Raw genomic sequence first — 26,339 nt, forward strand, 5'->3', positions numbered from 1 at the left:
TAAGATACTTTTCATCGAGTCATATTTGATGACGCATTAAACCATGTGCCTCCCAGCGAGGCAAGGACTATCCCATGCCTTCCACACGCCCTGCACGCCCTGCCGCTTCCCCCTTTTCTGCATCATCTTCCGCCCTGCTGGTGGCCGCCATCATCCTGCTGGGCCTGAACCTGCGCCCCATCCTGGCCGCCATCGGTCCTTTGCTTGACAGCATCCAGGCCAGCACGGGCATCAGCAATGCCGATGCGGGCTTGCTGACCACCGTGCCCGTGTTCGCCATGGGCGTGTGCGCTCTGGCGGGCGCGCAACTGCAGCGCCGCCTGGGCGTGGCGCGCGGTATCGGCATCGGCATCGCCATCATCGCTGCCGCCTGCGCCCTGCGCTGGCCTCTGCACGGCAGCGGCGGACTGATCGCCACGGCGGCCCTGGGCGGCCTGGGCATTGCGCTGGTGCAAGCCTTGCTGCCAGCCTTCATCAAGCGCCATTTTCCCGCGCGGGCAGGCCAGTTGATGGGGTTTTACACGACGGGCATCATGGGTGGGGCGGCTATTGCCGCCGCGTCCGCCTCGCCGCTGGCGCAGTCGCTGGGCTGGCATGCGCTGCTGGCCTTGTGGGCGCTGCCTGCCGTGGCGGCCGCCCTGCTGTGGCGCCGCGCGGCCGCTTCGCGCATGGACGTGGTCAGCGACGCGGGCGCCAGCTTGCCCTTGGGCAGTCGTCGAGCCTGGCTGTTGCTGGTGTTTTTCGGCATCGGCACGGGCGCGTACACCCTGGTGCTGGCCTGGCTGCCGCCGTTTTACACGGAGCTGGGCTGGAGCGCCGCCGACAGCGGCTTGCTGCTCGGTGGTCTGACCCTGGTGGAGGTGCTGGCGGGACTGGTGATTTCCAGCATTATCCACCGCTACCCCGACCGCCGCATCCTGCTGTTGCCCGTCTTGCTAGCCGTGCTGGCGGGACTGGCTTGCCTGATCGTGGCGCCCGCGCAACTGGCGCTGCCCGCCGTGATCCTGCTGGGCTGCGGCATCGGCGCGCTGTTCCCCCTGTCGCTGATCGTCAGCATGGACCACGTGCATGACCCGGCCAGCGCCGGCGCCTTGCTGGGCTTTGTGCAGGGCGGTGGCTACATCATCGCCAGCAGCATGCCCTTCATTGCCGGCCTGATCCGCCAACACTCATCCAGCCTGGCCCAGGCATGGATGGTGATGGCCGCTGGCGTGGTGGTCTTGCTGCTGATCGCCGTGCGCTTCGCGCCGGGCGGAATGCTGGTCCAGCCGTGCGCCGGCCGCGTATCCTGAGCTGCTATATTGCGCCAACTCGTCAAATCAGGAACCAGCCACGTATGGATATCGTCGACCACTATCTCGCAGGTGTACTCAAGGCATTGCCGCCGGAGCCGTTGGCGGAGCTGGCGCTGGCCAGCGGCGCCAGCGCGGCGCAACTGGCCAGCCTGCGCCTAACGTATCCGCTATGCCCTGACAGCTTGCTGCGCTTGCTGGGCAAGTACAACGGCACTTACTACCAGGAGTATGCCGGCGGCACGGTGCTGGTGTACATGCTGGGCTCGGACGTATTCGAGTATCCGTATTATCTGAGTTCCGTCGAGCAGATACTGGAGGACGGGCAAGCGAACCAGCGCAGCATCGCCGATATCTATGGCCATTACCTGGAAGACGACCCCGGCATCGTCGACGTGCGCATCGACGCCGGCATCAAGCAGGGCCAGCGCCTGTGTTTTTCGCATTGCATGAACAATGGCGGCTCCTCGCGGCTGTATATCGATTTCACGCCCACGGCGTCGGGCGCGGTGGGACAGGTCGTGCGCTTCCTGCATGACCCAGACAACTATCAGGTCATCGCCGGCAGTTTCGATGCCTATCTGCAAATGCTGATCGATAACGACTATGCATTCCTGATCGATGAAAATTTTGAATAGTCCAGCCACGCCACCCTCCCTGCTGCCCGCCAACCGCCGTATCGTGCTGTCCGGCGATGATGCGCTGCGCATCCTGCAAGAGATCGAATTCCTGCTGCAGTCGCTGCATCACATCGGCCGCCATTATTATCCCGACGGCGACGATGACGGCGCCGATGCCCTGCGCCGCGCGCAGTACTGCGCGGAGACGACACGCTTCATCGATGAGCAGCAAGCCACGACGCGCCTGGCGCTGATGCGCAGCATCCTGTCCGCGCCGTTCGACGCCACTTTGGGCGCGGACGAGATGGACGATATCGAGCGTGCCGTCGAGGCATTGCCGCTGTGGCGTGCTCCGGTGCCTATCATAAAAACTAATTGAAATATAAAAATTGATAGTTTTTCCTGTTCAGAGCGTTTGTGCCGCCGGACGGCCTTACAATGCTAGGTTATGCGTTTTCGTGATATCAGACTGTGGCTAGCGGAAAATACCTAGCTAATTGAAAGAATCGGTCTGATAAAATCCGGAACACCCGATCGACCAAACAGGAAGGCAGCACAGCATGGATTCGTCATCTGATAAAAAAGAAGAATTGCGTCAACAATTGCGCTTGGCCGCACTCGAGTATCACGAGTGCCCGCGCCCCGGCAAAATCAGCGTGACGCCGACCAAACAACTGACCAACCAGCGCGACCTGGCGCTGGCTTACTCGCCAGGCGTGGCGGCACCGTGCGAAGAAATCGTCATCGATCCGGCGAATGCCTATAAATATACGGCGCGCGGCAACTTGGTGGCCGTCATCACCAACGGCACGGCCGTGCTGGGACTGGGCAATATCGGCCCGCTGGCCGCCAAGCCGGTGATGGAAGGCAAGGGCGTGCTGTTCAAGAAATTCGCCGGCATCGACGTCTTCGACATCGAAATCAATGAGATGGACCCGGATAAACTGGTCGATATCATCGCTTCGCTGGAACCTACCTTCGGCGGCGTGAACCTGGAAGACATCAAGGCGCCTGAGTGCTTCTATATCGAGCGCCAGTTGCGCAGCCGCATGAAGATTCCTGTCTTCCATGACGACCAGCACGGTACCGCCATCATCGTCGGCGCGGCCATCCTGAACGGCTTGAAAGCCGTCGGCAAGAAAATCGAGGATTGCAAGCTGGTCGTGTCGGGCGCTGGCGCCGCGGCGCTGGCCTGCCTGGACCTGATCGTCGACCTGGGCTTCCCCCTGAAAAACATCTACGTCACTGACCTGGCCGGCGTGGTCTACAAGGGCCGCACGGAATTGATGGACCCGGACAAGGAACGCTTCGCGCAAGACACGCCGCTGCGCACCCTGGCCGAGATCATCCCGGACGCCGACATTTTCCTCGGCGTGTCCGCCGGCGGCGTGCTGAAACAAGACATGGTGCGCAAGATGGCGCCGAACCCCTTGATCCTGGCGCTGGCCAATCCGAATCCGGAAATCTTGCCGGAAGAAGTCAAGGCCGTGCGCAGCGACGCCATCATCGCCACGGGCCGCTCGGACTATCCGAACCAGGTCAACAACGTGCTGTGCTTCCCGTACATCTTCCGCGGCGCCCTCGATTGCGGCGCCACGACGATCACGCGCGAAATGGAAATCGCCGTGGTGCACGCGATCGCCGACCTCGCGCATGCCGAGCAGTCGGACATCGTGGCCACCACCTATGGCATCAGCAACCTGTCGTTCGGTCCCGAATACCTGATCCCGATGCCGTTCGATCCCCGTCTGCTGATCAAGATCGCGCCAGCCGTCGCCAAGGCGGCCGAGGAATCGGGCGTTGCTACGCGCCCGATCAAGGATTTGCAAGCGTATGCCGACAGCCTGCAGCAATTCGTCTACCGCAGCGGCACCTTCATGAAGCCGCTGTTCCTGAAGGCGAAATCGACGCCGGCCGAACTCAAACGCATCGTCTACGCCGAAGGCGAAGAAGAGCGCGTGCTGCGCGCCGTGCAAGTGGTGGTCGACGAGAAGCTGGCACGCCCCATCCTGGTGGGCCGTCCGCCCGTGCTGGAAGCGCGCATCGAGAAGTTCGGTCTGCGTTTGAAGCAAGGCGCCGATTTCGACGTCATCAACCCGGACTTCGACGAGCGCTATCGCGATTACTGGAATACGTATTACGCCATGACCAGCCGCAAGGGCGTCACCGAGGAGTACGCGAAGCTGGAAATGCGCCGTCGTCACACCTTGATCGGTTCGATGATGATCCACAAGGGCGACGCGGACGGCATGATCTGCGGCACCTTCGGCACCACCCAGCTGCACCTGAAGTACATCGACCAGGTGCTGGGCAAGCGCGCCGGCAGCAATGTCTACGCGGCCATGAACGTGCTCATCATGCCTGAACGCCAGTTGGTGATGGTCGACACGCACGTCAACGAAAACCCGGACGCCGAGCAGGTGGCCGAGATCACCATCATGGCCGCCGAGGAAATGACGCGCTTCGGCCTGTCGCCGCGCGCGGCCCTGCTGTCGCACTCGAACTTCGGTTCCAGCGACAGCGCCTCGGCGCAAAAGATGCGCGCCGCCCTGGCCATCATCAAGGAACGCGCGCCGGACCTGGAAATCGACGGCGAAATGCACGGCGATACGGCCCTTGACAGCAAACTGCGTCAAAAAATCATGCCCCATTCGGCACTGAAGAACGACGCCAACCTGCTCGTCATGCCGAACATCGAATCGGCCAACATCGCCTACAACCTGGTGAAAGTAGCGGCCGGCAATGGTGTCGCGGTTGGCCCTATCCTGCTCGGCTGCGCCAAGCCCGTGCACATCCTGACCCCATCGGCTACCGTGCGCCGCATCGTCAACATGACGGCCCTGTGCGTCGTGGATGCCGTGGCGCAACGCAAAGCGTAAGCGCTAGCTGCTCAGCAAAAGCCGCGTCATCCGCCAGGGTGGCGTGGCTTTTTTCATATCAGTGCGCCATCAGCACCGGTACCGTCATCTGGCGCAGCACGGTTTCCGTCACGCCGCCCAGCAGGATTTCGCGGAAGCGCGCGTGGCCGTAGCCGCCCATCACCAGCAGGCCGGCATGCACTTCGGCTTGATATGGATCACAAAAACACGGGCGATGGCCGTCTGCAAGGCCATCGCCAGTAAATAGCGATCTATTTGATGTGCATCAAAATGCTTGGCCCACCGCCAGCCATAATGGCATTGAACTCCTTGCCACTTCCAGTGGTCTACATCGGCGTCGGCGGCATCGTGTCGGCACTTCTTTGTGTGACGCAACAACGCTGGTCGTGGCGGGAGTTCACTTAATTGTAGGGCTGCAAGTCCAGCCACACGGCATACGACAGGCGCTTGTCATTCCACAGGCCGCCGCCGCGGATGACGGCGTCGCACGAGGTCAGCTGGCCCACCAGGTTCTGGCGGCCCAGGTTGCGGCGTAGGCGCAGGGCGTCGTTGTGCGACAGGTAGCCGACCAGCTGGGCATCGATGAAGACGGCGATGGCCTTGTCCTGGAACGGATTGGCATCGTCGCAGACGAGCAGGGCCAGGCATTTTTCTTCCGCGTTGCCGGGACCGTGCTCGCCGGCCAGTTTGGCGATGGCGTTCTGGTACATCGATTCGTTTTCCACTTCCGACGCAAAGCGGCCCGTATCGTTCCAGTGGTGCGCGGGCGTGCCCGCAGGTATCGCCGGCACGTACTGGCGCACCGAGACGAGCGGCTTGTGCAGCGGTTTGACGGGCGTGCGGCCACTGAAGACGTAGTACAGCAGGGCGATGACGATCACGATGGCAAGCAGGTAAAGCATGGTATCTCTCTGATTTCTAAGGGGGAGCCGGTGGCGCGGGCACGCCGCGCGGCATTGCCGCTACTATAGCAAGTTCGCCGCCTGGTCCCGGGTAAATCTGGCCATGATCCGGCGTCGGCGCCGCAGCGTCAGCGGGTCGCTCAGCACGATGGGCGAGGCGCCCGTCAAGCCAGAATAATACTGGCCGTGCCGGCGCAGGACGATGACATAGTCGCGCAGTGCGTGGCCTTGCACCAGCATGCGCGCGTCGCAATCGACCTCGATGGCAAAGCGCAGCCGGTGCAACTGCCACCACAGGGGCAGGTTCCATGGCATGAGAATAATCAAGGCATGCGCCAGGGCCAGCCATTGCGGATCGCGCGCGGCCAGCCGGCATTGTTCGTGCGCCAGCAGCAGCGCCTGTTGCTGGGGTGGAATCAGTCGCAGCCAGACGGGCATCACGATGCGCGGCCGCAGCAGCCCCGCCACGCAGGGGCCGATGCCGCCGCTGAGGAATACGGGCGTACCCAGCAAGGTGGTTTTTTGCCAGCGGCGCTGGTGCGACAGCAGCCAGACGCTGCGCAGCGCCAACAGCAGCAGCATGCCCACCGACAAGACAAACCAGCCCAGTTTCAGCTGCGCCTGTTCCGCCGGCATGACCGCCAGCACGCCGGGCAGCCATGCCAGCGCTAGCAGCACGGAGGCGGCGATGGCCGCCAGCCACAGCCAGCGCGTCGTGCGTCCGCGCCGCTGCAGCAAGCGCTCGGTTCGCCAGGCGGCAGCGCTCAACAGCAGCGCCAGCGCCAGGGTGCATAGCAGCCAGGCCGGCATCGGGCGCCTAGCGTTTCAGCGCCATGCCGACCGAGGCGGGCGCCGTGTGCTGAAAACCGAACTGCGCGTACAGGTCTTGCGCCTGGCCATCGGCGATCAGGCTGATATACGCGCTTTCCGGCACCTCCGTCTCGATGAATTGCATGATCTCGCGCATGATCAGCTTGCCCAAGCCCTTGCCCTGGTGGGCCGGCAGCACGGCGATATCGACCACCTGGAAGAAGCAGCCGCCATCGCCGATGACCCTGCCCATGCCCACCACGGTGTCGCCGTGCAGCACTTGCACGGCAAACAGGGAGTGTGGCAAGCCCTTGGCCGCCGCTTCCGTGGTTTTCGCGCTCAGGCCGGCGGCAACGCGCAGTTGCTGGTAGGTGGCGATGGTGGGAATGGCCAGGCGGGTGGTGTAGGGCGATGTTGCGGTCAAGGCGCTCTCCTGTAGAAATAGTTTGGAGCGGCAATTATAGGCGGCGATGCTGTTACAGGGCGGTACGCTTTATTTGTCGCGTGTATTCTGTCCGGGCGTCTTTTGCGCTATGGTGGCGTCATTCCTATATCTGTTGAAAGCACGCCATGTCCGCAGGATTTACCGCCACCGAGTTGTCCGTTATCAATGAAGACGACGCCCTGATCACCACCCTGGCTGCGCCAGCCGGCAAAGGCGAGCCCGTCTACCTGATGCTGCAGCGCGCCGAGGAATACGACGAGCAGGATGTGGCCATGGGCATGGACGAACCCTACATCGAATACGGCGGCCAGGAATTTGCCTGGTATGGCCACATGCACGCCGTGATCCTGCATCCGAACCGTTTGTCCGTGCAGATGGATGCCGAGGCCGCCATGCAGATGGATGACGACGGCCAGATTGACGTGCGTTTTAACTTGACGCCGGAGCGCTACGCCCAGCTGCAGCAGGCGCTGCGCACCACGTTTGAAGGCTGCGATTACTATCGCGAGGAACGTTGATTTGCGCGGAGGGCATGGGCCAGGGTGTGGGTTATGCTCGATAGCTGGTCTTGACTGCAGGAGAAGACGATGACGGTGTTGATACTCGGATTGCTGCTGTTCCTGGGCTTGCACTCGGTGCGCATCGTCGCCGACGGCTGGCGTAGCGCCCAGCTGGCGCGCCTCGGTGAAAAACGCTGGAAGGGGCTGTATTCGCTCGTGGCGTTTGCCGGGCTGGGCCTGATCATCTGGGGCTACGGCCTGGCGCGCCAGCAAGCGCTGGTCGTGTGGACGCCGCCCATGGGCTTGCGCCACGCCAGCGGCCTGCTGATGCTGTTCTCGTTGATTTTATTGGCGGCGGCCAATGTGCCGCGCAACCGCATCAAGACTCTGGTGCACCACCCCATGCTGCTGGGTACGCAACTCTGGGCTGTGGCGCATCTGCTGGCCAACGGCAACGTGGCCGACGTGCTGCTGTTCGGCGGCTTCCTCGTCTGGTCGCTGGTCGACCTGTATGCCGCCGTGCAGCGCGACCGCGCGGCTGGCGTCGCGTACCAAGGCGGCACCGTGCAAGGCACCTTGATCGCCATCGTCGCTGGCTGTGCGCTGTGGCTGCTGCTGGCATTCTGGCTGCATGGCGTGTTGTTTGGCGTGCGGCCGTTTGGATAGCCGGAAGGGCGCAAGCGCAACGCCGTGCGCTTCAGTATTATTCTGCGGAGTGGGTAGGGGAAGGCGGGGCCGGAGGGCGGGCAGGGGGGGCTAGGCTGTTGCTGCTGTCTTGCCTTCCTGCATGCATTAAACGATGCACTGGCGCTTCTTTAGGATTAAGAAACCTTCTTCCTGAACAGGTACCGTGGAAACAGTTTTGACTTCCCCCCGGCGTGACCGACACTTCAGTACAGTTTGAAGATCTAAAATGCACCTATCGCTCGGTTGTCCATGCAATGGTTTCTACCTGAGTACTAAATGTTTCGGATTCACGGGTGCCGAGCACGGCGATTTATGCGCGCCAGCCGCCTGAACGTTTTCGGAATGATGCCATGATTTTTCCAATTTGGCGTAATCAAGGCGTAAATCTGGCGTAACGCCTATCAGTTTTTATCGGGAGTGTTCGGATTGAATAGACAAGAAAAAAGCCACTAAACCCTTGATTTTATTGGATTTAGTGGCTTTATCTGTACTTCTTTGATGTGTTCTGTGGTGCCGGGAGCCGGAATCGAACCGGCACGCTGTTTCCAGCGCGGGATTTTGAGTCCCGTGCGTCTACCTATTCCGCCATCCCGGCAACGCGAGACGCATTATCACTGATTTGTCACAATCTGGCAAGTTTTATGCTTGGCGTGTGTTTTGCACAAGTGTTGAGAATCTTTGAATACGTCGATTCCAGCGCAAGAAGCGGAGTGCAGCGCGTGGACAGCCGTCCTATGGTGTTCCTTCACTACCTGGAGGGATATCCCATGCAACAATTAGAAAACAAGGTCGCCATCATCACGGGCGCCAGTTCGGGCATCGGCTATGCGGCGGCGCAGCTGTTCGCCCGCCATGGCGCGCGGCTGGTGCTGGTGGCGCGGCGGCGGAAGGAGCTCGACGCGCTGGTGGCGCAGCTGGCGGACGGCGGCGCGCAAGCCGTGGCCTGTATCGGCGATGTGGGCGATGCGGCGTGCGCGCAAGGGGCCGTGGCGCTGGCGCTGCAACGCTTTGGCGGCCTCGATATCGCCTTTAATAATGCGGGCACCCTGGGTCCCATGGGGCCCACGCCGGAGGTTGCCCTGGAAGACTGGCGAGCGGCGATCAATACCAATCTCACCAGTGCCTTCCTGGCGGCCAAGTACCAGCTGCCCGCCATGGCGGCGCGCGGCGGCGGCTCGCTGATCTTCACATCGACCTTTGTCGGCCATACGCTGGGCATGCCCGGCATGGCGGCATATGCGGCCAGCAAGGCGGGCTTGATTGGCTTGACGAAGGCGCTGGCGGTGGAGTGCGGCGCGGCGGGCATCCGCGTGAATGCCTTGCTGCCGGGCGGCACCGATACGCCGTTGGGGCGCACGGTGGCCGCCACGCCCGAAGCGCTGGCCTTCGTGGCGGGCTTGCATGCATTGAAGCGCCTGGCCACGCCGGACGAGATCGCCCTCTCTGCGCTGTACCTGGCATCCGATGCCTCCAGCTTTACCACCGGTACGGCGCTGCTGGCCGATGGCGGCGTGTCTATCACGCGGACGTAACAACAGCGGCAGAAATGCCGACGGCCCGGGGATGAGCCGGGCCGTCGGTGTGCTACATACTGTTTGCCTTACATCAGACTCAGTTATGCACCGAGTTCAGCTGGCGCGCGATGATGTCGTGGTTCAGCCAGATGACGGGGGCTTGCGGCTCCGACATGGCGTGGAACATCAGCGGGCCCGTGCCTTCCAGTACCAGCGAGCTCAGGTGGTCGGTGATCAGTTCCTTGCGGTCCTTGTGCAGCTTGGTGATGTCGTCCGAGGTGCCGATCATGACCTCGGCCAGCTCTGGCGTGTTGTCCATCGGCCAGGCGGCGAAGTTGCGGAACTGCACGCTGGTGGCGTCGCCGTTGTAGGCGGCGATACGGTCCAACAAGTCTTGCAGCGAGACGCCGTCTGCCAGCAAGCCCTGGCAGATTTTCCATTGCTCTTCGGCCCAGGCGCCGCCACCTTCTTTTTTCAGCGCGTCGAGCAGGGGGAACAAGGACAGTTCCACGCCGGCGAAAATGTCCGACGAGTTGGTGCGGATTTCCGGGCAGTTGAACACGGTCGCCTTGATGCCTTTTTCCCACGCGGCCTTGGCCACGTTTTCCAGGCGCTTCTTGGCCAGCCCTTGCGTGTAGTTGCTATACGTTTGCCACTGGTATTTACCGTCGATCAAGATCTCGGTGCCGTGGTAGCCGTAGGCGCTGTAGCGCACCTGGCCGCCCGTTTGCTCGATGCGGGCGCGGATGGCGGCGCTGCCGTCGATCAGGTGCTGCAGGGTGTTGGCAGTGACTTCGTCGAAGTTCATCAGGATCAGCTTGCCCAGATCGCTGTCGAGCAGGGCGCGCGAAGACATGAAGCGCTCGCCGCGGCCCTTGTAGATGCGGTTGGCAATCGCCAGGAAGACTTTGACTTTTGGAATGCCGCCGGCCATGGTGTGGGCGAAATACACATTGCTGCCGTCAGGAATCAGGCTGTCGAGCTCGGCCATGGCTTTTGCCACGGAGGCGCTGAAGCGGGCGATGCCGGCTTCGCGGCAGCGTTCGATCTGCGCCCAGTCCAGCTTGTCTTCTTGCCAGCTTTTCAGGGTCATGTCGGCCAGCAGGGCCGTCGGGGTCGGCTCGCCGGCTGGCGCGTCGAGGTCGAAACCGGCCATCAGCGGCACATTGATGATGCGGCCGCCCAGGTTGGCTTCGGCTTCGGCCAGCTCTTCCGCGTTCAAGGGCCGCAGCGCCATGTTTTCATCGCGGCGGCCGACCGTCATGCCGACGATATGCATGCCCGCCTTGCGCGCTTCGTCCAGCAAGCCATTCACATAGCCGCGGCCGAACAGCTCGCCGAACAGCACAAAGGTGTCGCCCTTGCGGAAGATATTTTTTTGCGGGATGTCTCTTAAGGACGTAATCTCGGTCATGGTGTCAATTCATTCAAAAATTAGCAGGGCAGACGGCTAGTGCTACTGCCTGCTGGTTCAACATAGTGTTAAATTATGCGCCATTTCAGGTGGCAAAATCGTTTTGCGAACGATTCTCGTCTGGAACGGCATCTTCTTCTGGTGGTACAGCTCTTATTCTTTCGCCATGGCGTATTTTACGCTGCCGCCGCGCACAGCGCCTGCGACAAGCTTGTGCCGGCGCCGATATTACCTCAGCTTGGCCGTGCCGGTCAGCAAAATTGATGTGGAGCCTGTCTCAACAGATGAATACATCTCCTGCTGGCGCACCTCAAAAGCGGGGACTGCGTTGATCGTCGTTGCGTGGCTTGCCACGCTGCCTCCTCACGCCTTGTCCGCGCTTCCGATGAGCTGCCAGCAGAAGACGCTCCCTATTGAAACAGGCTCTCAAAACAAATCCTGCTGGCCGGACACGAGGCGCGAAAAATCATCGCCCAGGAAGGGCAATATCGCGTCGGCCACCGGTTGCAGCTGGCGCGTCAGGTAGTGGTGGTAGTCGATGGGCGAACGCTGCGTTTCCAGCGGTTCCGGCCCCGCCACTGTGATTACATAGCTGATCCAGCCGCCGTTCTGGTATTGCAGCGGCCGGCCCTGCGCCAGATTGTAGGCATCGGCTGTACGCGCCGCGCGCACATGGGGCGGCACGTTGCGCTGGTAATCGCCGAGGGGGCGGCGCAATCGCTTGCGGTAGACCAATAAGGCGTCGCATTCGCCGCGCACGGTGCGCGCCACGTAGTCGCGCACATAGTCCTGGTAGGCGGCGCGCTGGAAAATGCGCCGGTATAACTCTTGCTGGAATTGCTGCGCCAGCGGCGTCCAGTCACTACGCACCGTTTCCAGGCCCTTGTAGACCATCTCTTCGCTGCCGTCGGGCTTGCCCACCAGGCCCGCGTAGCGCTTCTTGCTGCCTTCTTCCGAGCCGCGGATGGTGGGCATCAGGAAACGCCGGTAATGCGTCTCGAATTCCAGCTCCAGCGCATTCTCCAGTTCGAATTCCTCGCGCAAGTAGGTATTCCACCAAGCATTCACATGCGCCACCAGGGCGCGGCCGATCTTGCCCGCCGCTTCGTCGTTATGCGCCGTTTTCAGCCACACGAAGGTGGAATCCGTGTCGCCATAAATCACTTGATAACCTTGCTCGGTGATCAGCTCGCGCGTGCGGTGCATGATGTCGTGGCCGCGCAAGGTGATCGACGAAGCCAGGCGCGGGTCGAAGAAGCGGCAGCCGCTCGAGCCCAGCACGCCATAGAACGCGTTCATGATGATTTTTAACGCTTGCGACAGCGGCGCGTTGCGTTCGCGCTTGGCCGCCTCGCGTCCCCGCCATACCTGTTCCACGATGGCCGGCAGGCAATGTTTCATGCGGGAAAACTGCGCGCCCCGGTAGCCGGGCACGGTATCGGCTTCGTAGCCGCTGGTGCCTGCCACCAGGCCCACCGGATCGATCAAAAAGGTGCGGATGATGGACGGGTACAGGCTTTTATAGTCGAGCACCAGCACGGAGTCGTACAGGCCCGACTGGGAATCCATGACGAAGCCGCCCGGGCTGTTTTCGCCGGAGATATCGCCCAGGTTGGGCGCCACGTAGCCCTGCCGGTGCATCAGCGGCAAATACAGGTGTTCGAAGGCGGCTACGGAACCACCGCTGCGGTCGGCCGCCAAGCCCGTCACGCTGGCCCGTTCCAGCAAAAAGGTCAGCAAATCGGTCTTGGCGAAGATGCGCGTGACCAGTTCGCAATCCTTGAGGTTGTAACGCGCCAGCGCCGGTTTGTCCTCGCGGAAACGCCGGTCGATCTCGGCCATGCGCTGGTAGGGATTGTCGATGGACTTGCCTTCACCGAGGAGCGTTTGCGCCACGTTTTCCAGGCTGAATGAAGAAAAATTCCACGTCGCCGACTTCAATGCCTCGATGCCGTCGATGATCAAACGGCCCGCGGCGGCGGCAAAATAGTGTTCCTGCTTGCCGCCATGTTCGCGCCATTCCATGACGGCGCCATTGCGTCCCAGCCGCAAGGGAATGTGATAGCGCTCGGCATGTTCCTTGAGCACGCGCAAGTCGAACTGCACCAGGTTCCAGCCGATGATGGCGTCCGGATCGTATAGGTCCATCCACGTGTTCAGGCGTTCGAGGATCTGTGCGCGGCTGTCGCAGTATTCGAGGTCGAAGTCCAGTGTTTCAGCGCCGCCGTTGGGCGGCCCCAGCATGTACACCTGGCGCTGGCCGCAGCCTTCCAGCGCCAGCGAATACAGCTCGCCGTACGCCGTCGTCTCGATATCGAGCGATACCAGTTTCAAGGTGGGGCGATAGCCGGGCGCCGGCCTCAGCTGCACTTCTTCCAGGGTTTCTCCGCAGAACGACACCGGCGCCGTAATAAAACGCTCCATCAGATAGCGCTCGGGCGGGCGGATGTCGGCTTCGTACACATCGACGCCGTGCGCGCGCAACTGTTTTTCCAGCTTCAGCAAATGCCGGTATTGCTTGCAGTACAGCCCCAGCACGGGGCGATGGTGGAAATCGCACAGCGACAGGGGCCGCAGCTCGGCGTGGCGCTCGCCGCGCAGCAGCAGCTCCGCCTGCTCGCGCTGCTCCATGGGAAGGAAGGCAACGGCCGTCTGCACGGGCAGGCGCACGTGGCGGGGCCCGGCGTCCGTTGCCAGCCAAAAATCGACTTCCGTGCCGGCGCTGGTGTCGCGCCAGTGGCGGGTCAGGATGAAGCCCTGTTCGAGGGTGTGCCGCGCGTTGCCTGTCATGGTGCCGTGAGTGTCTGGTGTGCTGGCCTGCACATTACAGCAAGCTGACGCAGGGCGGGGGCGCTTGCGGCTATAATTTTCAGCATCAAAGACGATAACAAGAGCGCGTCGCGCCACACACCCTGGAGACAGCATGCAAGCAATCAGTTATGTACACGGTGCCCACGAGACGCCGTTGATCGGCGAAACGATAGGCGCCTACCTGGACGGTGTCGCCGCCCGCTACGGCCAGCACGATGCCCTGATCGTGGCGCACCAGAACGTGCGCTGGACCTATTTGGAATTCCAGCGCCGCGTACACCGCCTGGCAGCCGGCTTGCTGAAGCTGGGCTTGCAGCCGGGTGACCGGGTCGGCATCTGGTCGCAAAATTGCGCCGAATGGGTACTGACCCAGTTCGCCACGGCGAAGGCCGGATTGATTATGGTCAACATCAACCCAGCCTACCGGCGCTCGGAACTCGAATACGTGCTCGACAAGGTGCAATGCAGCGCGCTGATCCTGTCGCCCAGCTTCAAGTCCAGCGACTACCTGGCCATCGTGCAGGACGTGGTGCCGGAAATCGCCCGTTCGCGCGCCGGTGCCCTGCAGTCGCCGCGCCTGCCGCAATTGCGCCACGTCATCCGCCTGGGTGCGGCCGCTACGCCCGGCATGCACAACTTCGACGCCTTGATGGAGGGTATCTCCGACGTCGACCTGGCGCACCTGGCCGAAGTGAGTGCTACCGTGCAGTTTGACGACGCCGTCAACATTCAGTTCACGTCCGGCACCACGGGCGCGCCGAAGGGCGCCACCCTGACGCACCACAATATCCTGAACAACGGCTTTTTCATCGGTGCAGCGATGCGCCTGACGCAACACGACCGCTTGTGCATTCCCGTGCCCCTGTACCACTGCTTCGGCATGGTGTTGGGCAACCTGGCCTGTGTCACGCATGGCGCGGCCATGGTGTTTCCCGGCGAAGGCTTCGACCCGAAAGCCGTGCTGGAAACCGTGCAGGCCGAGCGCTGCACGGGCTTGCATGGCGTGCCCACCATGTTCATCGCTATCCTCGATCATCCTGATTTCAAGCAATACGATTTATCCAACTTGCGCACCGGCATCATGGCCGGCTCGCCGTGTCCGACGGAAGTCATGACGCGCGTCATCGAATTGATGCACATGGCAGAAATCACGATTGCGTATGGCATGACGGAAACGTCGCCTGTCAGCTTCCAGACCGCGATCGACGACCCGCGCGAAATGCGCGTCTCATCCATCGGTCGCGTCCATCCGCACCTGGAAGTGAAAATCATCGATGCGCAAGGGCGCATTGTGCCGCGTGGCGAAAAGGGCGAATTGCTCACGCGCGGCTATTCCGTGATGCAGGGCTACTGGGGCGACCCTGAAAAAACAAATGAGTCCATCGACGCGGCGCGCTGGATGCACACGGGCGACCTGGCCGTGATCGATGCCCATGGCTTTTGCAGCATCGTCGGCCGCTCGAAAGACATGGTCATCCGTGGCGGCGAAAACATCTACCCGCGCGAAGTCGAGGAATTCCTGTACCGCCACCCGAGCGTGCTCGACGTGCAATGCGTGGGTGTGCCGGATGCCAAGTATGGCGAAGAGTTGTGCGCCTGCATCATCTTGCGTCCGGGCACGCAGGCCACCAGCGAGGATATCCGTGCCTTTTGCGACGGGCAGATCGCCTATTACAAGATTCCCCGCTATGTGCGCTTCGTCGAGGCGTTCCCCATGACGGTGACGGGCAAGGTCCAGAAATACCTGCTGCGCCAGCAGGTGGCCACGGATCTGGGCCTGAGCGTGGAATAAGTTTTTCTCCAGCACATAAAAAAACACCGGGACGCTTGCGCGGCCCGGTGTTTTTTTATTGGTTCGGCGTGAAGCTCAGGCCATTTGTGCTTGCGGTGCGCGTGCCGGGGTGCGGCGACGCATGAACGCCAGCAAGCCCAGGCCGGCCAGCAGCATGGCGTAGGTGCCTGGCTCTGGCACGGCCGAGACGTTGACCGTATTGAAGCCGGCGCCGTTCATCGAGACGTGGCCGTAATTGATCGAGCTGACCGAATTGGCGACCAGCGTGCCGTTCATACTGCCCGAACCGGAAAACGCGCTGTTTGGCGCCAGGATGCTGCCGTTGATGCCGACGTTGTTCAGGCTGGTGGTGGTGGCGTTGGCGAAGTTCAGCAGCGTGCGGTTGGCGAAACTGCCGAAATTGTCGAAGCCGCCGCTCATGGTGATGTTGGTAGCCGTGCCGTTGATGATGATGCTGGCCGTGCTTTTCAGCGACGATACGTCCAGGGTCAGGTTATGCAGGTCGTTCGCAGCGATGGTAAAGACATTTACGTCGGCGTTGACGTCGCCCACCAGCTTGAAGCCGCCGTATTGCGAGATCACGGTGCCGTTCGATTGCAGCTTGGCCACGTCGCCCGACAGGGTCGTCAATTGCTGCTTGGTGCCCGCGAAGTCCAGGGTGGACGCGTTGCCTTTGCTGATGTTGTTAGTTGGGAACCATTGTGGTGCCGTCAGGGTGGCGTTGGGGTTGCTGACGCCATACACGGCCGAACCGCTGAGCGTGCCCCAGCCCGTGTTCAGGTTGCCGCCAGCAACGACCGAATTGACGGCGCTGCCTGGTTTTTTGTTCGTGCCAACGTTGTAGTTGTTCAGGTAGATATTGCCGCCAGCAGCAATGCTGCCACCGACGCTGGTGAAGCCGCTGGCGCCGCTGCTGCCGATGTTGCCGAAGATAAAGGCCGAGTAGCCATTGGCGACGCCGAGGTCAATCACGGTGGCCTGGGCAGTAGCGCTGAAGGAGAAGGCGAACAGGGCGGCGCTGATGAGCGGCAAGGTGCGGGTGCTAAATAATTTCATGGACAATCTCATAGTGAATTGGGGGACGAATAGGGCGGGAATGCAAGACACCGCCATCGCGCAGCCAGCTATTATAATCTAAAAAACAATTTTAGTTCAATTTAGGTAATTAACTATATTTTTAGGCAACACTTTTCCTGTCGTCCGTGACTGTTTGGCGGACATAAAAAAACCGGGGCTGGCCCGGTTTTTTGCGGCTTACCTGACGCGCTGGTACAGGCGGAAACGTTCCACGTCATCCGTGGGGCGGCGCCCCTCCCACAGCTTGATCCAGTCCGCGCCGTGGTGCTCGGGCAGTTGTTCCTTGCTGTCGGGAACCTTGATGCTGTCTTGCAACAAGAACACATCGCATTGCTGCTGCCCCACGCTGGCAAACGGCAGGTGGCCGAAGTAGGCGAACGAGGCGCGCTGGGCGGCGCCGACGTTGCTGTTGATGCACTTGCTGCCTGGCGGCAGGTGAACGGAAATCTGGTGCGCCACGCTGGCGTAGCTCTTGCTGTAGTTCAGCGGCGGCAGGAACAAGGTCATGATCAGCACCCAGATCAGGATCAGGCCGCCGGACGACAGCACCACGGCGCGCCATAGTACGGCAGGCTGGCGCGAGATGCGCCAGTGCACCAGGGCGATCCAGCCGGCCGTGACGCCAGCGGCCACGAAGAAGGCCACCAGTTCCAGTTGGGGCTTGAATCCAGGCACGAGTTTCAGTGCATTGTGGGCCTGTTGCGGCGGCCAGCCCGTCAGGATGGCGAACCAGAATAGCCACATCACGAGGGCGCAGATGGTCAACACCATCACGGAGAACCAGTCGATGGCGTTGATGGCGCCCCGTTTCATGGTCAGCAGGCCGAACGCGGCCATCACGGCCAGCGGCGGCAGCAGGGGCAACAGCTGGCTCGGTTCAGGATCGGGGTGGCACAGGCCCAGGATGGCCAGCATGGCGACAAAGGTCAGCGGTACGACGATGTGCAGCACGTGGTGCTGGCGGCGCCAGGCATACACGGCCCAGGCGGCGAACGGCCACGCGGGCCAGAAGAACCAGATGCCGACACGCAAGAAATACTGCAGGCTTTTCAGGCTCGGGGCGCTGAACTGGCGGCAATTCCACTCCATCCACGCTTGCAGCGGCGAATGGCCGTAGGGCTGCAGCCATTCGCCGGGCAGTAGCCAGACCAGAGTCAGCGCGGCGCCGATCACCATGGCCAGCGCCAGGTGGCGCATGCTGCGCAGCAGCGGCAGGCGCAGGAAGACGGTGCACAGCAGCAGGGCGATGCTCAGCGCCGCCGGCGTGATCCAGCCGCGCGTCAGGGTCAGGCCGCCCAGCGCCAGGCCCAGCAGGGCGGCATTGCGCACGGACGGGCCTTCCACATAGCGCACGGCGCGGTACAGCAGGTAGGCCATCAGGGACACATACAGCGCTTCGGCCGTGATGTCGTGGCTGTGCTGCAGCAAGCCCAGGCAGCCCAGGTAGATGAGCACGGCGGCATCGGCCAGGGTGCGGCCGAAATCGTCCGGCTCGGGCTGGCCGCCGAAGGCCAGGCGCAGGGGCTGGGCATCGTTGCGGCGGCCCAGGTTGAAGGCGGTGTACCAGACGGACAGGGTGCTGACGGCGAAGATGCCGATGGTCGACATACGCGCGCCGAAGACGTCGCCGTCGATCCAGCCGAACAGCTTGATGAAAATGGCGCCCAGCCAGAAGGCCAGCGGACCTTCATCCGGCAGTGACAGGCCGGCCACGTTGGGCCACAGCCAGTCGTTCAGGCCGCCATGCGCCATGGTCCACATGATGCCGAAACTGGCGGCGTCATCGTTCTTCCACGGTTCGCGGCCGATCAGGCCAGGCAGGATGTACAGCAGGCCGAGCGCAAACAAGGCCCATCGTGGCAGCGCGAGTGTGGCAGCAGCGGGAAGGCGGACTGGCTTCATCGATAGTCGGTATCAGAAAATTGGCAAGACGCGACGAATGGCGTCGGGTATGCGCGAGTATAAAGTAAAGCGGCCAAAGACAAAAAAGGCAGCCGTAGCTGCCTTTTCTTTGGTAGCCGAAGCTGCCTTTTTTGCCGCAAAGCGGCAAAAATCAGCCTGCTGCGACTGCGGTTTTCGAACCAACGGTACCGAATTTCTGACGGAACTTCTCGACGCGACCAGCGGTATCGACGATTTTGTGCTTGCCCGTGAAGAATGGGTGCGATTCAGCCGAAACCTCGATCTTCACCAGTGGGTATTCTTTACCGTCGTGGGTGATTTTTTCGCGGGTTTGGATGGTCGAGCGGGTAACGAATTTGAAATCGCACGACAGATCGTGGAAAACAACTTCGCGGTATTCTGGATGGGTATCGACTTTCATGGTCTTCTCTCTCTAGTTTGGTAGCCAAACAGCACTTCGTCGGTCGTCTTGCTTCTTGACCCGATTGCCGATCACTTGCCAGGTTTTAAAATAATGCAACCGTCGATTATATAGCGCTTTAGGGCCGCAGGCAACAAAAAAGCCGCTCAATGAGCGGCTTCGCATGAAACTGGGCAAGTTTATCCGCCGCGTCTCATCATGTCAAAAAATTCAGCATTGTTTTTTGTTGCTTTCATTTTATCTAAAATGAACTCCATCGCCTCGATCTCGTCCATCGAGTACAGCAACTTGCGCAAAATCCAGATTTTTTGCAGCTCGTTCGGCTTGATCAGCAATTCTTCGCGGCGAGTACCCGATTTGTTCAGGTTAATTGCCGGATAGACACGTTTCTCGGCCAAACGGCGTTCCAGATGCACTTCCATGTTGCCGGTACCCTTGAATTCTTCAAAGATCACGTCATCCATGCGCGAACCCGTTTCGATCAGCGCCGTGGCGATGATGGTCAGCGAGCCGCCTTCTTCGATATTGCGCGCGGCCCCAAAGAAGCGTTTTGGACGTTGCAGCGCGTTCGCATCGACACCACCGGTCAGGACCTTGCCCGAGGCAGGGATGACGGTGTTGTAGGCGCGCGCCAGGCGGGTGATCGAGTCGAGCAGGATCACCACGTCTTTTTTCATTTCGACCAGGCGCTTGGCTTTTTCCAGCACCATCTCGGCCACTTGCACGTGGCGCGTGGCCGGCTCGTCGAAGGTCGAGGCGACGACTTCGCCGCGTACCGAACGTTGCATTTCGGTAACTTCTTCCGGACGTTCGTCGATCAGCAGCACGATCAGCGTGATATCCGGGTGATTGGCGGTGATCGCATGCGCGATGTGCTGCAGGATCACGGACTTGCCGGATTTCGGGGATGCCACCAGCAAGCCGCGCTGGCCTTTGCCGATCGGGGCGATCAGGTCGATGATGCGGCCGGTGATGTTTTCCTGGCCATTCATTTCACGTTCCAGGCGCAGCGGCTCGTTCGGGTGCAGCGGCGTCAGGTTTTCAAACAGGATGCGGTGTTTCGACATCTCCGGCGATTCGCCGTTGACCTTGTCGACTTTGACCAATGCGAAATAGCGTTCGCCATCTTTCGGGGTCCGTACCTCGCCCTCGATCGAATCGCCGGTGTGCAGATTGAAGCGGCGGATTTGCGAAGGGGAGATGTAAATGTCATCGGTGGACGCCATGTAGCTGGCGTCAGGCGAGCGCAGGAAGCCGAAGCCGTCTGGCAGCACTTCCAGGGCGCCGTCGCCAAAAATCTGTTCGCCGGACTTGGCGCGTTTTTTCAGGATAGCGAACATCAGCTCCTGTTTGCGCAAGCGGGCTGCGTTGTCAATGTCAAGACCGATCGCCATCTCAAGCAGGGCGGATACGTGTAGGGCCTTTAGTTCGGATAAATGCATATGTGTTGAGTGTCCCGAGACGGGATGTAAAGGTAGGGGAGGGGACTGCGTGGCGTTGATTAATTATTGGGGAAGGCTGTGCACGAATGATGGCAAAGCTGCTTCCCGGTCTATCCAGTCAGGCGGCGCTGCGGGCGCAGCGCTGCCTATCATACATTAAATGTTGCTGTCGACGAAAGCTGTCAACTGGCCCTTGGCCATGGCGCCCACTTTTTGAGCAGCCGCAACACCATCCTTGAACAGGATCAGGGTCGGGATGCCGCGAATGCCGAACTTGGCAGGCACTGCCTGGTTGGCGTCCACGTCCATCTTGGCGATCAGGATGCGGCCGTTGTATTCCTTGGCCACTTCTTCCAGGATCGGGGCGATAGCCTTGCAGGGACCGCACCATTCCGCCCAGAAGTCGACCAGCACTGGCAACTCGGATTTCAGGACGTCTGCTTCAAAAGATGCATCGCTAATGTGTTTGATATTTTCGCTCATATTTTCCTCAAATGAGGGTGGGATCAATAATGCCTGGGATTAACCATACGCTGGTTCGCCATCCATGCTTCCTGGAATGCAGCTAGCAGATGGGGGCAATGGGCACGAATTCAATATTCTTGGAAGGTGCGACCAGAGGTATGCAGGCGGGGATGGCTGAAATAATAACCCATTTTTTCAAAGCGTGGCGATTATTGCAGAAAAACTTGAGGCATATCGCCACCGCGCCTGGCGGCAGAGCGGCAAAGCCGCATGCCTGCTGGCCCGCAGCGCCTTGCCCGCCCTCCCGGCCAACCTCCTCACTCAGGCTTGTACGCTGGCCAGACGCGCCGTGTGCTGCAGCTGCAAGTTCACCATGAGCTGCAATTCCGCGCTTTCCATCGGCTTGCGGAAGGTGCCTAATATATGCAGGCCATTGGCGACGGCTAGCCGTTCTGCGGCCAGGCGCACGGCCGAATGCAGGCCGGACAGCAACACTACGCCGCCGCGGAAGCCATTGTCAGCCGCCAAGCGCAGGAATTCGATGCCGTCGATGTCGGGCATGGACAGGTCGCAGATCAGCAGATCGGGCTGGTGCTGCTTCAGGGTAGCCAGCGCCTGTTCGCTGTGCGACTCGCAGCGGATGTCGAACTGGCCCATTTGCTCGAGCATGTCGCTGAGCACGTCGAGCATGAAGACATCGTCGTCCAGCAGCAGCACGCGCAACGGCGCCAGGCCTGCTTCGTTGTGTTCCCGGCTAGCTTGGTTTGATACAGTGTTCATCGTCATGTCTTTCTGTTGATATGCATCGCTGTCGATGCCGATACCTTGCCGTAACGTACTGGCGGTAGCTAATCGTCATTGGCAAAGCTGGTGTTATTCATGATTTGTTCGGTAATCTGTTCCAGCAGGGGCCACAGGCGCGCCACGATGCACCGTGCCCGCTCCGCCTCGTCGGCCGGCTCGCCCGGCGCCAGGGTTTCCAGGTTGTGACACAGCTCGGCCAGCCCCAGCGCCCCCACCGTGCGTGCCGACGACTTGATGCGGTGCCCCAGTTCGCGTACCTGCTGCACGTCACCGCGTGCCAGGGCCGCGTCGATGTCGCCAAAGCCATCCTGCGTGGTTTGCAGGAACTTGAAGGCGAATTTACGTACCTTTTCCGGGTTGTAGCCCAGCAGCTTGGCCAGGATGGACAGGTCGATTACTTGCGGGTCGCCCGCCAGGGTGGTCTTGAAGGCGGGCACGGCGCGGCCGCGCGCGGGTGGTGGTGGTGGGGTTTCGCGCGCCGGCAGCCAGCTGGCGATGGTCTGGTACATCATGGCCGGCTGGATCGGCTTGGAAATGAAATCGTCCATGCCCGCCTCCAGGCAGCGCACGCGGTCTTCGCTGGTGGCCGTGGCCGTCATGGCCAGCACGCGCAGGTGCGCCAGCTGCGGGTCGGCGCGGATGTGGCGCGTGGCTTGCAAACCATCCATCAGCGGCATCTGCACGTCCATCAGCACGCAGTCGAACTGGGTCTGGCGCAGCAGGTCGAGCGCCTCTTCGCCATTGTTGGCCAGGCAGACGGAGGCGCCCGCTTCTTCCAGCAATTCCAGCGCCACTTGCTGGTTGAAGGTATTGTCTTCCACCAGCAGGATGCGCGCATGCTTGAGCGTGCGCATCACCAGGGCGGCGTCGGCGCTGGCACGCATGGCCGCCGCCGTCTGCACCATGCTGTCGAGCATGGCCGGCGCCGCCTGGTCGGAAATGCCCAGGTTGGCCGTGAACCAGAAAGTGCTGCCGGCGCCGGGACGGCTGTCGACGCCCACGTCGCCGCCCATCAGCTGTGCCAGTTGCTTGCAGATGGCCAGGCCCAGGCCCGTGCCGCCATATTCGCGCGTGGTGGAAGTGTCGGCTTGCTGGAAGGACTGGAAGAGTTTACTCATTTCATCCTGCGACAGGCCGATGCCGTGGTCGCACACTTCGAAGCGCACCAGACAGTGTTTGGCGTCCGCCACCACCCTGCGCACTTTCACGGTAATACTGCCCTGTTCGCTGAACTTGATGGCGTTATTGGCGTAGTTGATCAGCACTTGTCCCAGGCGCAGCGGGTCGCCCACCAGCACGGCAGGCAATTGCGGGTCGATCTCGAACAGCAGTTCCAGATTCTTGCCGGCGGCGCGCGGCGCCACCACCGTCATCAGGGTTTGCACCACATGATCGAAACTGAAGTTGACGCGCTCGATTTCCAGCTTGCCCGCTTCGATTTTCGAGATGTCGAGGATATCGTCGATGATGCCCAGCAGGTGCTCGCCGGCAAAGCGGATTTTTTCCAGGTAATCGCGCTGGCGCGGTTCCAGATCCGTCTTCAGGGCCAGATACGCCATGCCGATCACGCCATTCATCGGCGTGCGGATTTCATGGCTCATATTGGCCAGGAATTGTCCCTTCGCCAGGCTCGCCTCTTCGGCCACCTGTTTGGCCTGGTCCAGCTGCTCGGTGCGCTGCGCCACGCGTTCTTCCAGATGTTCATTGAGTTCGCGCAAGGCGCTCTCGCTGCGCTTGTGATACGTGATGTCCGTCAGGCTGGCCACCACCATGCCGACCTTGCCATACTCATCGCGGATGGCCTCCGTATTTACGGACAGCCACGACAGGCTGCCGTCGGGCTGCTGCACGCCCATCAGCACGTCGCGCATGGCGACACCCGTCGACAGGGTGATGTGCACGGGATGGCTGCGCTGGTCGAAGGCGGAACCATCTTCGCGGATGGCTTGCCACAGGCTGCGGTTGGCCTGACTGGCCGAACTGGCTGCCAGCATGCGCTCGGCGGCCGCATTGCTTTCCAGGATATGCCCATGGCTGTCCTGCACCACCAGGCCGTTGGTGACGGCGCCGAATACGGACGCCATGCGCTGGCTGGAATTCGACAGCGCGATCGACGCCTGGCGCCGTTCCGTGATGTCGGTAATCATCGCCAGCGTGCCGCCCGGCTCGCCGTTGTCCGATTGAATACTGGTGCTCGACAGCAAGCCCCACAGGCTGGACAAGTCCTTGCGGAAAAAGCGGAAGTCGACCTGGTCCGGTTGGCTGGCGACGCTGCCGTGGCTGGCCAGGCGGCGCTGCATCAGCAACTGGCTGTCGCGGTCCATGAAGTCGAGCATGGGACGGTTCAGCATTTCCTGCACCGTGTAGCCCAGCATGTGCGCCATCTTCGGGTTGACGAACGTGGTTTTGCCGTCCGCATCCGTCATCCAGATGCCTTCGGCGGCCGTTTGCACGATCAGGCGGTAGCGCTCCGAACTGGCGTGCAAGGCTTCTTCGGCGCGCTGGCGCTGCGTCATGTCGCGCAGCGAGACGATGGAAAATACTTGCCCGGCCATACGCAGCGGCGACAGGCTGACCTTGGCGGGGAAGTGCGTACCGTCGCGGCGGCGCGCCAGCATCACCCGGCCAGGCAGGCTGTGCCGCGCTTGCGGGTCGCCCACGGAGTGGCTGGCCGTACTTTCCGGCACCAGTTGCTCCAGCGACATGCCCGTCAACTCGGCCAGCGGATAGCCGAAGCAGCGCGCGCCGATCTGGTTCGCGTAATGCACCTTGCCCTCGACATCGGCCACCAGCATGGCTTCGGGCGCAGCTTCCAGCATCGAACGCATGCGCGATTGCTCGTCTTGCTTGCGTTCGCTGATATCGCAGACGATGCCGCTGGCCTGCGTGGCGGCGCCATCCGAGGCGCGCGACAGCACGGCGCCGCGTGCCAGCAGCCAGCGCCAGTGGCCGTCGCTGTGGCGCAAACGGAATTCGCAATTGAAGGTGCCGGGCGCCTGGCCGTCCAGATGCTGGCGAAATGCAAGACTCAGGCGTGCCCGGTCATCCCGGTGCACTTCTGCCAGCCAGTCGGACAGTGTATGGTCGAGCCTGGCGCTCTTGTCGCCCAGCACGTCCTGGTACTGGGGCGCGAACTGCAACCGGTCGGACTGGCGCCGCCAAGTCCAGCCAGCGAGGGCGGCGCCGCGCAAAGCTTGCCCGGCATCCTGTTCGGCCGGGGCATGCGCGGGCGGGAGCAGGCGGCGCAACCGTTGCCGCAGCCGCCAGGCTTGCCAGCAAGCCAGTCCCGCCAGGGCGGTGGCGCTGGCGGCAGCGTACGGCCACAGCAGTGTCGGCGCCATGCCGTGTGCCGCCGCCTGCACCGGCAGGGAGAGTGCCATGCCTGCCGCCAGCATCGTATGCGCGAGCCGGCGCAGCGCAGGGCTCTGTCGGCGTGGTGCGCTGAAACTCATGTGGCTGCAATACGACAAATGCATCCCTTTCTGGGGCGAGATTGGACTGGGCTGGCAGTACATGAGGCGCACTCAAATAAACGCCTGCGGCGCTTTCTGGCGGCAACTATAGCATCGAATATTTGCTCGGCGTATTTAAGTTCAGAAACGGCCAAAACGGGATTTTTTTTGCCCAGGAATGGCTGTTTTTTTCGTGATTTGGTGAGAATTCGTGAGAAAGTTGGCGTGAAATCGTGCTACTCAATTGCGGCATTGGTCCTACGTGAAGCTGCCTGCGAACTGATAGCGGTGTCCGGGATGCCACATGGTGGCGATCGAGGCGATCTTGCCGCCCGAGCACGTCTGGCGGCGCAGCACCAGGCATGGCTGTTTGGTGTCGATGGCCAGCATTTCGGCGATGTCGCGCGGTGCCGACAGCGCTTCAATGCTGTAGGTGGCGCCTTGCAAGGGGGCGGCAGCCATCAGGTATTCGTTCGGCGTGATGCTGGAAAAATCCTGCGTCATGTAGTCGGGCGCGCACTCGGGATTGACCCAGCGGTCTTCCACCTGGATCGGCACGCCGTTTTCAAAATGCACGATCAGAGAATGAAACAGCGGGTGTTCCGGCGGCAAGCCGAATTGCTTGGCCAGCAAATCGGACGCCTTGGTGCGTTCGAGTAATTGCAAGCTGCTGCGGTGGATATGCCCGCGCGCGCGCACTTCATCGGCGATACTCTTGATTTCCAACAAGGTCGCCTGGTATTTTTGCTGTGCCACATAGGTGCCGGACCCCTGGCGCCGCGTCAGCACTTGCTCGCTGGTCAGTTCGCGCACGGCGCGGTTGACCGTCATGCGCGAGACGCCGAATTGTTTCACCAATGCTTGCTCGGAAGGAATCACGTCGCCTTCCTTCCAGCGTCCGGCAGCGATACCGGCCAGCAGAAAATCCTTGATGCGCTGGAAAATGGGCGTATTTTCCTGGGTAGTATGATCGTCCAATGCGGTTTCTCCGGGGCGCGGGCAGGGCGCGCCGCCGGCTGGAGGCGCGATGGCCGATTTTAGCACCGAGCACGATGGCTGCCGCCAAGCTTTTTTTGAATTCAAAAGCAAGCGCCGGAGTGCGGCGCCGAC

The 26,339-nt window shown here is 61.5% G+C and carries 21 protein-coding genes, 1 tRNA gene and 1 pseudogene; 8 read left to right on the forward strand and 15 right to left on the reverse strand.

Going from position 1 to position 26,339, the window contains the following annotated elements:
• Positions 1–74: 74 nt before the first annotated feature.
• The 4 genes from ACP7DE_RS09580 to ACP7DE_RS09595 all read left to right on the forward strand — a co-directional run bounded on the left by ACP7DE_RS09580 (position 75) and on the right by ACP7DE_RS09595 (position 4,791).
• Positions 75–1,292, forward strand: a complete 1,218-nt coding sequence (locus ACP7DE_RS09580) for an MFS transporter (RefSeq protein ID WP_426071887.1) — start codon at positions 75–77, stop codon at positions 1,290–1,292.
• A 44-nt stretch (positions 1,293–1,336) separates the two neighbouring features.
• Positions 1,337–1,930 (forward strand): SMI1/KNR4 family protein, encoded by a 594-nt coding sequence (locus ACP7DE_RS09585; RefSeq protein WP_426071888.1) that lies wholly within the window; start codon positions 1,337–1,339, stop codon positions 1,928–1,930.
• Positions 1,923–2,291 carry a hypothetical protein gene (locus ACP7DE_RS09590; RefSeq protein WP_426071889.1) on the forward strand — a complete coding sequence of 123 codons (369 nt, stop codon included), beginning with the start codon at positions 1,923–1,925 and terminating at the stop codon, positions 2,289–2,291. Before ACP7DE_RS09585 ends, ACP7DE_RS09590 begins: the two co-directional genes overlap by 8 nt.
• Positions 2,292–2,472: 181 nt before the next feature.
• Positions 2,473–4,791 carry an NADP-dependent malic enzyme gene (locus tag ACP7DE_RS09595; protein WP_426071890.1) on the forward strand — a complete coding sequence of 773 codons (2,319 nt, stop codon included), beginning with the start codon at positions 2,473–2,475 and terminating at the stop codon, positions 4,789–4,791.
• Positions 4,792–4,849: 58 nt separating this feature from the next.
• Here ACP7DE_RS09595 and ACP7DE_RS09600 read toward each other — a convergent pair.
• The 4 genes and pseudogenes from ACP7DE_RS09600 to ACP7DE_RS09615 form a co-directional block, all read right to left on the reverse strand.
• Positions 4,850–4,969: pseudogene (locus tag ACP7DE_RS09600) on the reverse strand (universal stress protein); the annotation flags it as partial.
• 223 nt (positions 4,970–5,192) lie between these two features.
• Positions 5,193–5,693, reverse strand: coding sequence for a hypothetical protein (locus tag ACP7DE_RS09605; protein ID WP_426071891.1), 501 nt, complete (start codon positions 5,691–5,693; stop codon positions 5,193–5,195).
• A gap of 63 nt (positions 5,694–5,756) precedes the next feature.
• Positions 5,757–6,503 carry a M56 family metallopeptidase gene (locus ACP7DE_RS09610; RefSeq protein WP_426071892.1) on the reverse strand — a complete coding sequence of 249 codons (747 nt, stop codon included), beginning with the start codon at positions 6,501–6,503 and terminating at the stop codon, positions 5,757–5,759.
• Positions 6,504–6,510: 7 nt separating this feature from the next.
• Entirely contained in the window at positions 6,511–6,927 is a 417-nt protein-coding gene (locus ACP7DE_RS09615) for a GNAT family N-acetyltransferase (protein ID WP_426071893.1), read from the reverse strand.
• 146 nt (positions 6,928–7,073) lie between these two features.
• On the opposite strand from ACP7DE_RS09615, the gene ACP7DE_RS09620 reads away from it, so the two are divergent.
• Both ACP7DE_RS09620 and ACP7DE_RS09625 read left to right on the forward strand, forming a co-directional pair.
• Positions 7,074–7,466, forward strand: coding sequence for an Imm10 family immunity protein (locus tag ACP7DE_RS09620; protein ID WP_070301090.1), 393 nt, complete (start codon positions 7,074–7,076; stop codon positions 7,464–7,466).
• A gap of 69 nt (positions 7,467–7,535) precedes the next feature.
• The gene (locus ACP7DE_RS09625) at positions 7,536–8,114 is read left to right on the forward strand and encodes an NnrU family protein (RefSeq protein ID WP_426071894.1); all 579 of its coding nucleotides are present in this window, start codon (positions 7,536–7,538) and stop codon (positions 8,112–8,114) included.
• Positions 8,115–8,643: 529 nt separating this feature from the next.
• Here the strand turns inward: ACP7DE_RS09625 and ACP7DE_RS09630 are convergent.
• A tRNA-Leu gene (locus ACP7DE_RS09630) sits at positions 8,644–8,730 on the reverse strand.
• A 172-nt stretch (positions 8,731–8,902) separates the two neighbouring features.
• Between ACP7DE_RS09630 and ACP7DE_RS09635 the strand changes: the two genes are divergently transcribed.
• A complete protein-coding gene (locus ACP7DE_RS09635) occupies positions 8,903–9,667 on the forward strand; it encodes an SDR family oxidoreductase (protein ID WP_426071895.1) in 765 nt (254 codons plus the stop codon).
• 79 nt (positions 9,668–9,746) lie between these two features.
• Here the strand turns inward: ACP7DE_RS09635 and ACP7DE_RS09640 are convergent, their stop codons facing one another.
• A complete protein-coding gene (locus ACP7DE_RS09640; protein ID WP_426071896.1) occupies positions 9,747–11,063 on the reverse strand; it encodes an enoyl ACP reductase FabMG family protein in 1,317 nt (438 codons plus the stop codon).
• Positions 11,064–11,489: 426 nt separating this feature from the next.
• Complete coding sequence (locus ACP7DE_RS09645) at positions 11,490–13,853, reverse strand: DNA polymerase II (RefSeq protein WP_426071897.1); 2,364 nt, start codon at positions 13,851–13,853, stop codon at positions 11,490–11,492.
• 133 nt (positions 13,854–13,986) lie between these two features.
• Between ACP7DE_RS09645 and ACP7DE_RS09650 the strand changes: the two genes are divergently transcribed.
• On the forward strand, positions 13,987–15,666 hold the full coding sequence (locus tag ACP7DE_RS09650; RefSeq protein WP_426071898.1) for an AMP-binding protein: 1,680 nt from the start codon (positions 13,987–13,989) through the stop codon (positions 15,664–15,666).
• Positions 15,667–15,741: 75 nt separating this feature from the next.
• On the opposite strand, the gene ACP7DE_RS09655 is transcribed toward ACP7DE_RS09650, so the two are convergent.
• From ACP7DE_RS09655 to hutC, 8 genes are all read right to left on the reverse strand, one after another.
• Positions 15,742–16,722 carry a choice-of-anchor A family protein gene (locus tag ACP7DE_RS09655; protein ID WP_426071899.1) on the reverse strand — a complete coding sequence of 327 codons (981 nt, stop codon included), beginning with the start codon at positions 16,720–16,722 and terminating at the stop codon, positions 15,742–15,744.
• Positions 16,723–16,920: 198 nt separating this feature from the next.
• The gene (locus ACP7DE_RS09660) at positions 16,921–18,645 is read right to left on the reverse strand and encodes an ArnT family glycosyltransferase (protein ID WP_426071900.1); all 1,725 of its coding nucleotides are present in this window, start codon (positions 18,643–18,645) and stop codon (positions 16,921–16,923) included.
• Between the two features lie 151 nt (positions 18,646–18,796).
• Complete coding sequence (locus tag ACP7DE_RS09665; protein ID WP_010401544.1) at positions 18,797–19,066, reverse strand: type B 50S ribosomal protein L31; 270 nt, start codon at positions 19,064–19,066, stop codon at positions 18,797–18,799.
• A gap of 179 nt (positions 19,067–19,245) precedes the next feature.
• The gene (gene rho, locus ACP7DE_RS09670; RefSeq protein ID WP_034746249.1) at positions 19,246–20,508 is read right to left on the reverse strand and encodes a transcription termination factor Rho; all 1,263 of its coding nucleotides are present in this window, start codon (positions 20,506–20,508) and stop codon (positions 19,246–19,248) included.
• Positions 20,509–20,664: 156 nt separating this feature from the next.
• Entirely contained in the window at positions 20,665–20,991 is a 327-nt protein-coding gene (trxA, locus tag ACP7DE_RS09675; RefSeq protein ID WP_426071901.1) for a thioredoxin TrxA, read from the reverse strand.
• 303 nt (positions 20,992–21,294) lie between these two features.
• Positions 21,295–21,753: a response regulator gene (locus tag ACP7DE_RS09680; protein ID WP_426071902.1), complete on the reverse strand. Its 459-nt coding sequence runs from the start codon at positions 21,751–21,753 to the stop codon at positions 21,295–21,297.
• 68 nt (positions 21,754–21,821) lie between these two features.
• Positions 21,822–25,157, reverse strand: a complete 3,336-nt coding sequence (locus ACP7DE_RS09685; RefSeq protein WP_426071903.1) for a PAS domain S-box protein — start codon at positions 25,155–25,157, stop codon at positions 21,822–21,824.
• 330 nt (positions 25,158–25,487) lie between these two features.
• Positions 25,488–26,207, reverse strand: coding sequence for a histidine utilization repressor (gene hutC / locus ACP7DE_RS09690; RefSeq protein ID WP_426071904.1), 720 nt, complete (start codon positions 26,205–26,207; stop codon positions 25,488–25,490).
• Positions 26,208–26,339: the final 132 nt, after the last annotated feature.

It is taken from the genome of Janthinobacterium sp. DSP2-3-3 (genome assembly GCF_049897325.1).
GTDB lineage: Bacteria > Pseudomonadota > Gammaproteobacteria > Burkholderiales > Burkholderiaceae_D > Janthinobacterium.

What these genes read in the sequence shown, in the direction of transcription:
- ACP7DE_RS09580 (WP_426071887.1), top strand. Translation starts at nt 75, where the DNA reads ATGCCTTCCACACGCCCTGCACGCCCTGCCGCTTCCCCCTTTTCTGCA.
- ACP7DE_RS09585 (WP_426071888.1), top strand. Translation starts at nt 1,337, where the DNA reads ATGGATATCGTCGACCACTATCTCGCAGGTGTACTCAAGGCATTGCCG.
- ACP7DE_RS09595 (WP_426071890.1), top strand. Translation starts at nt 2,473, where the DNA reads ATGGATTCGTCATCTGATAAAAAAGAAGAATTGCGTCAACAATTGCGC.
- ACP7DE_RS09605 (WP_426071891.1), bottom strand. Translation starts at nt 5,693, where the DNA reads ATGCTTTACCTGCTTGCCATCGTGATCGTCATCGCCCTGCTGTACTAC.
- ACP7DE_RS09610 (WP_426071892.1), bottom strand. Translation starts at nt 6,503, where the DNA reads ATGCCGGCCTGGCTGCTATGCACCCTGGCGCTGGCGCTGCTGTTGAGC.
- ACP7DE_RS09620 (WP_070301090.1), top strand. Translation starts at nt 7,074, where the DNA reads ATGTCCGCAGGATTTACCGCCACCGAGTTGTCCGTTATCAATGAAGAC.
- ACP7DE_RS09625 (WP_426071894.1), top strand. Translation starts at nt 7,536, where the DNA reads ATGACGGTGTTGATACTCGGATTGCTGCTGTTCCTGGGCTTGCACTCG.
- ACP7DE_RS09635 (WP_426071895.1), top strand. Translation starts at nt 8,903, where the DNA reads ATGCAACAATTAGAAAACAAGGTCGCCATCATCACGGGCGCCAGTTCG.
- ACP7DE_RS09640 (WP_426071896.1), bottom strand. Translation starts at nt 11,063, where the DNA reads ATGACCGAGATTACGTCCTTAAGAGACATCCCGCAAAAAAATATCTTC.
- ACP7DE_RS09645 (WP_426071897.1), bottom strand. Translation starts at nt 13,853, where the DNA reads ATGACAGGCAACGCGCGGCACACCCTCGAACAGGGCTTCATCCTGACC.
- ACP7DE_RS09650 (WP_426071898.1), top strand. Translation starts at nt 13,987, where the DNA reads ATGCAAGCAATCAGTTATGTACACGGTGCCCACGAGACGCCGTTGATC.
- ACP7DE_RS09655 (WP_426071899.1), bottom strand. Translation starts at nt 16,722, where the DNA reads ATGAAATTATTTAGCACCCGCACCTTGCCGCTCATCAGCGCCGCCCTG.
- ACP7DE_RS09660 (WP_426071900.1), bottom strand. Translation starts at nt 18,645, where the DNA reads ATGAAGCCAGTCCGCCTTCCCGCTGCTGCCACACTCGCGCTGCCACGA.
- ACP7DE_RS09665 (WP_010401544.1), bottom strand. Translation starts at nt 19,066, where the DNA reads ATGAAAGTCGATACCCATCCAGAATACCGCGAAGTTGTTTTCCACGAT.
- rho (WP_034746249.1), bottom strand. Translation starts at nt 20,508, where the DNA reads ATGCATTTATCCGAACTAAAGGCCCTACACGTATCCGCCCTGCTTGAG.
- trxA (WP_426071901.1), bottom strand. Translation starts at nt 20,991, where the DNA reads ATGAGCGAAAATATCAAACACATTAGCGATGCATCTTTTGAAGCAGAC.
- ACP7DE_RS09680 (WP_426071902.1), bottom strand. Translation starts at nt 21,753, where the DNA reads ATGAACACTGTATCAAACCAAGCTAGCCGGGAACACAACGAAGCAGGC.
- ACP7DE_RS09685 (WP_426071903.1), bottom strand. Translation starts at nt 25,157, where the DNA reads ATGGCACTCTCCCTGCCGGTGCAGGCGGCGGCACACGGCATGGCGCCG.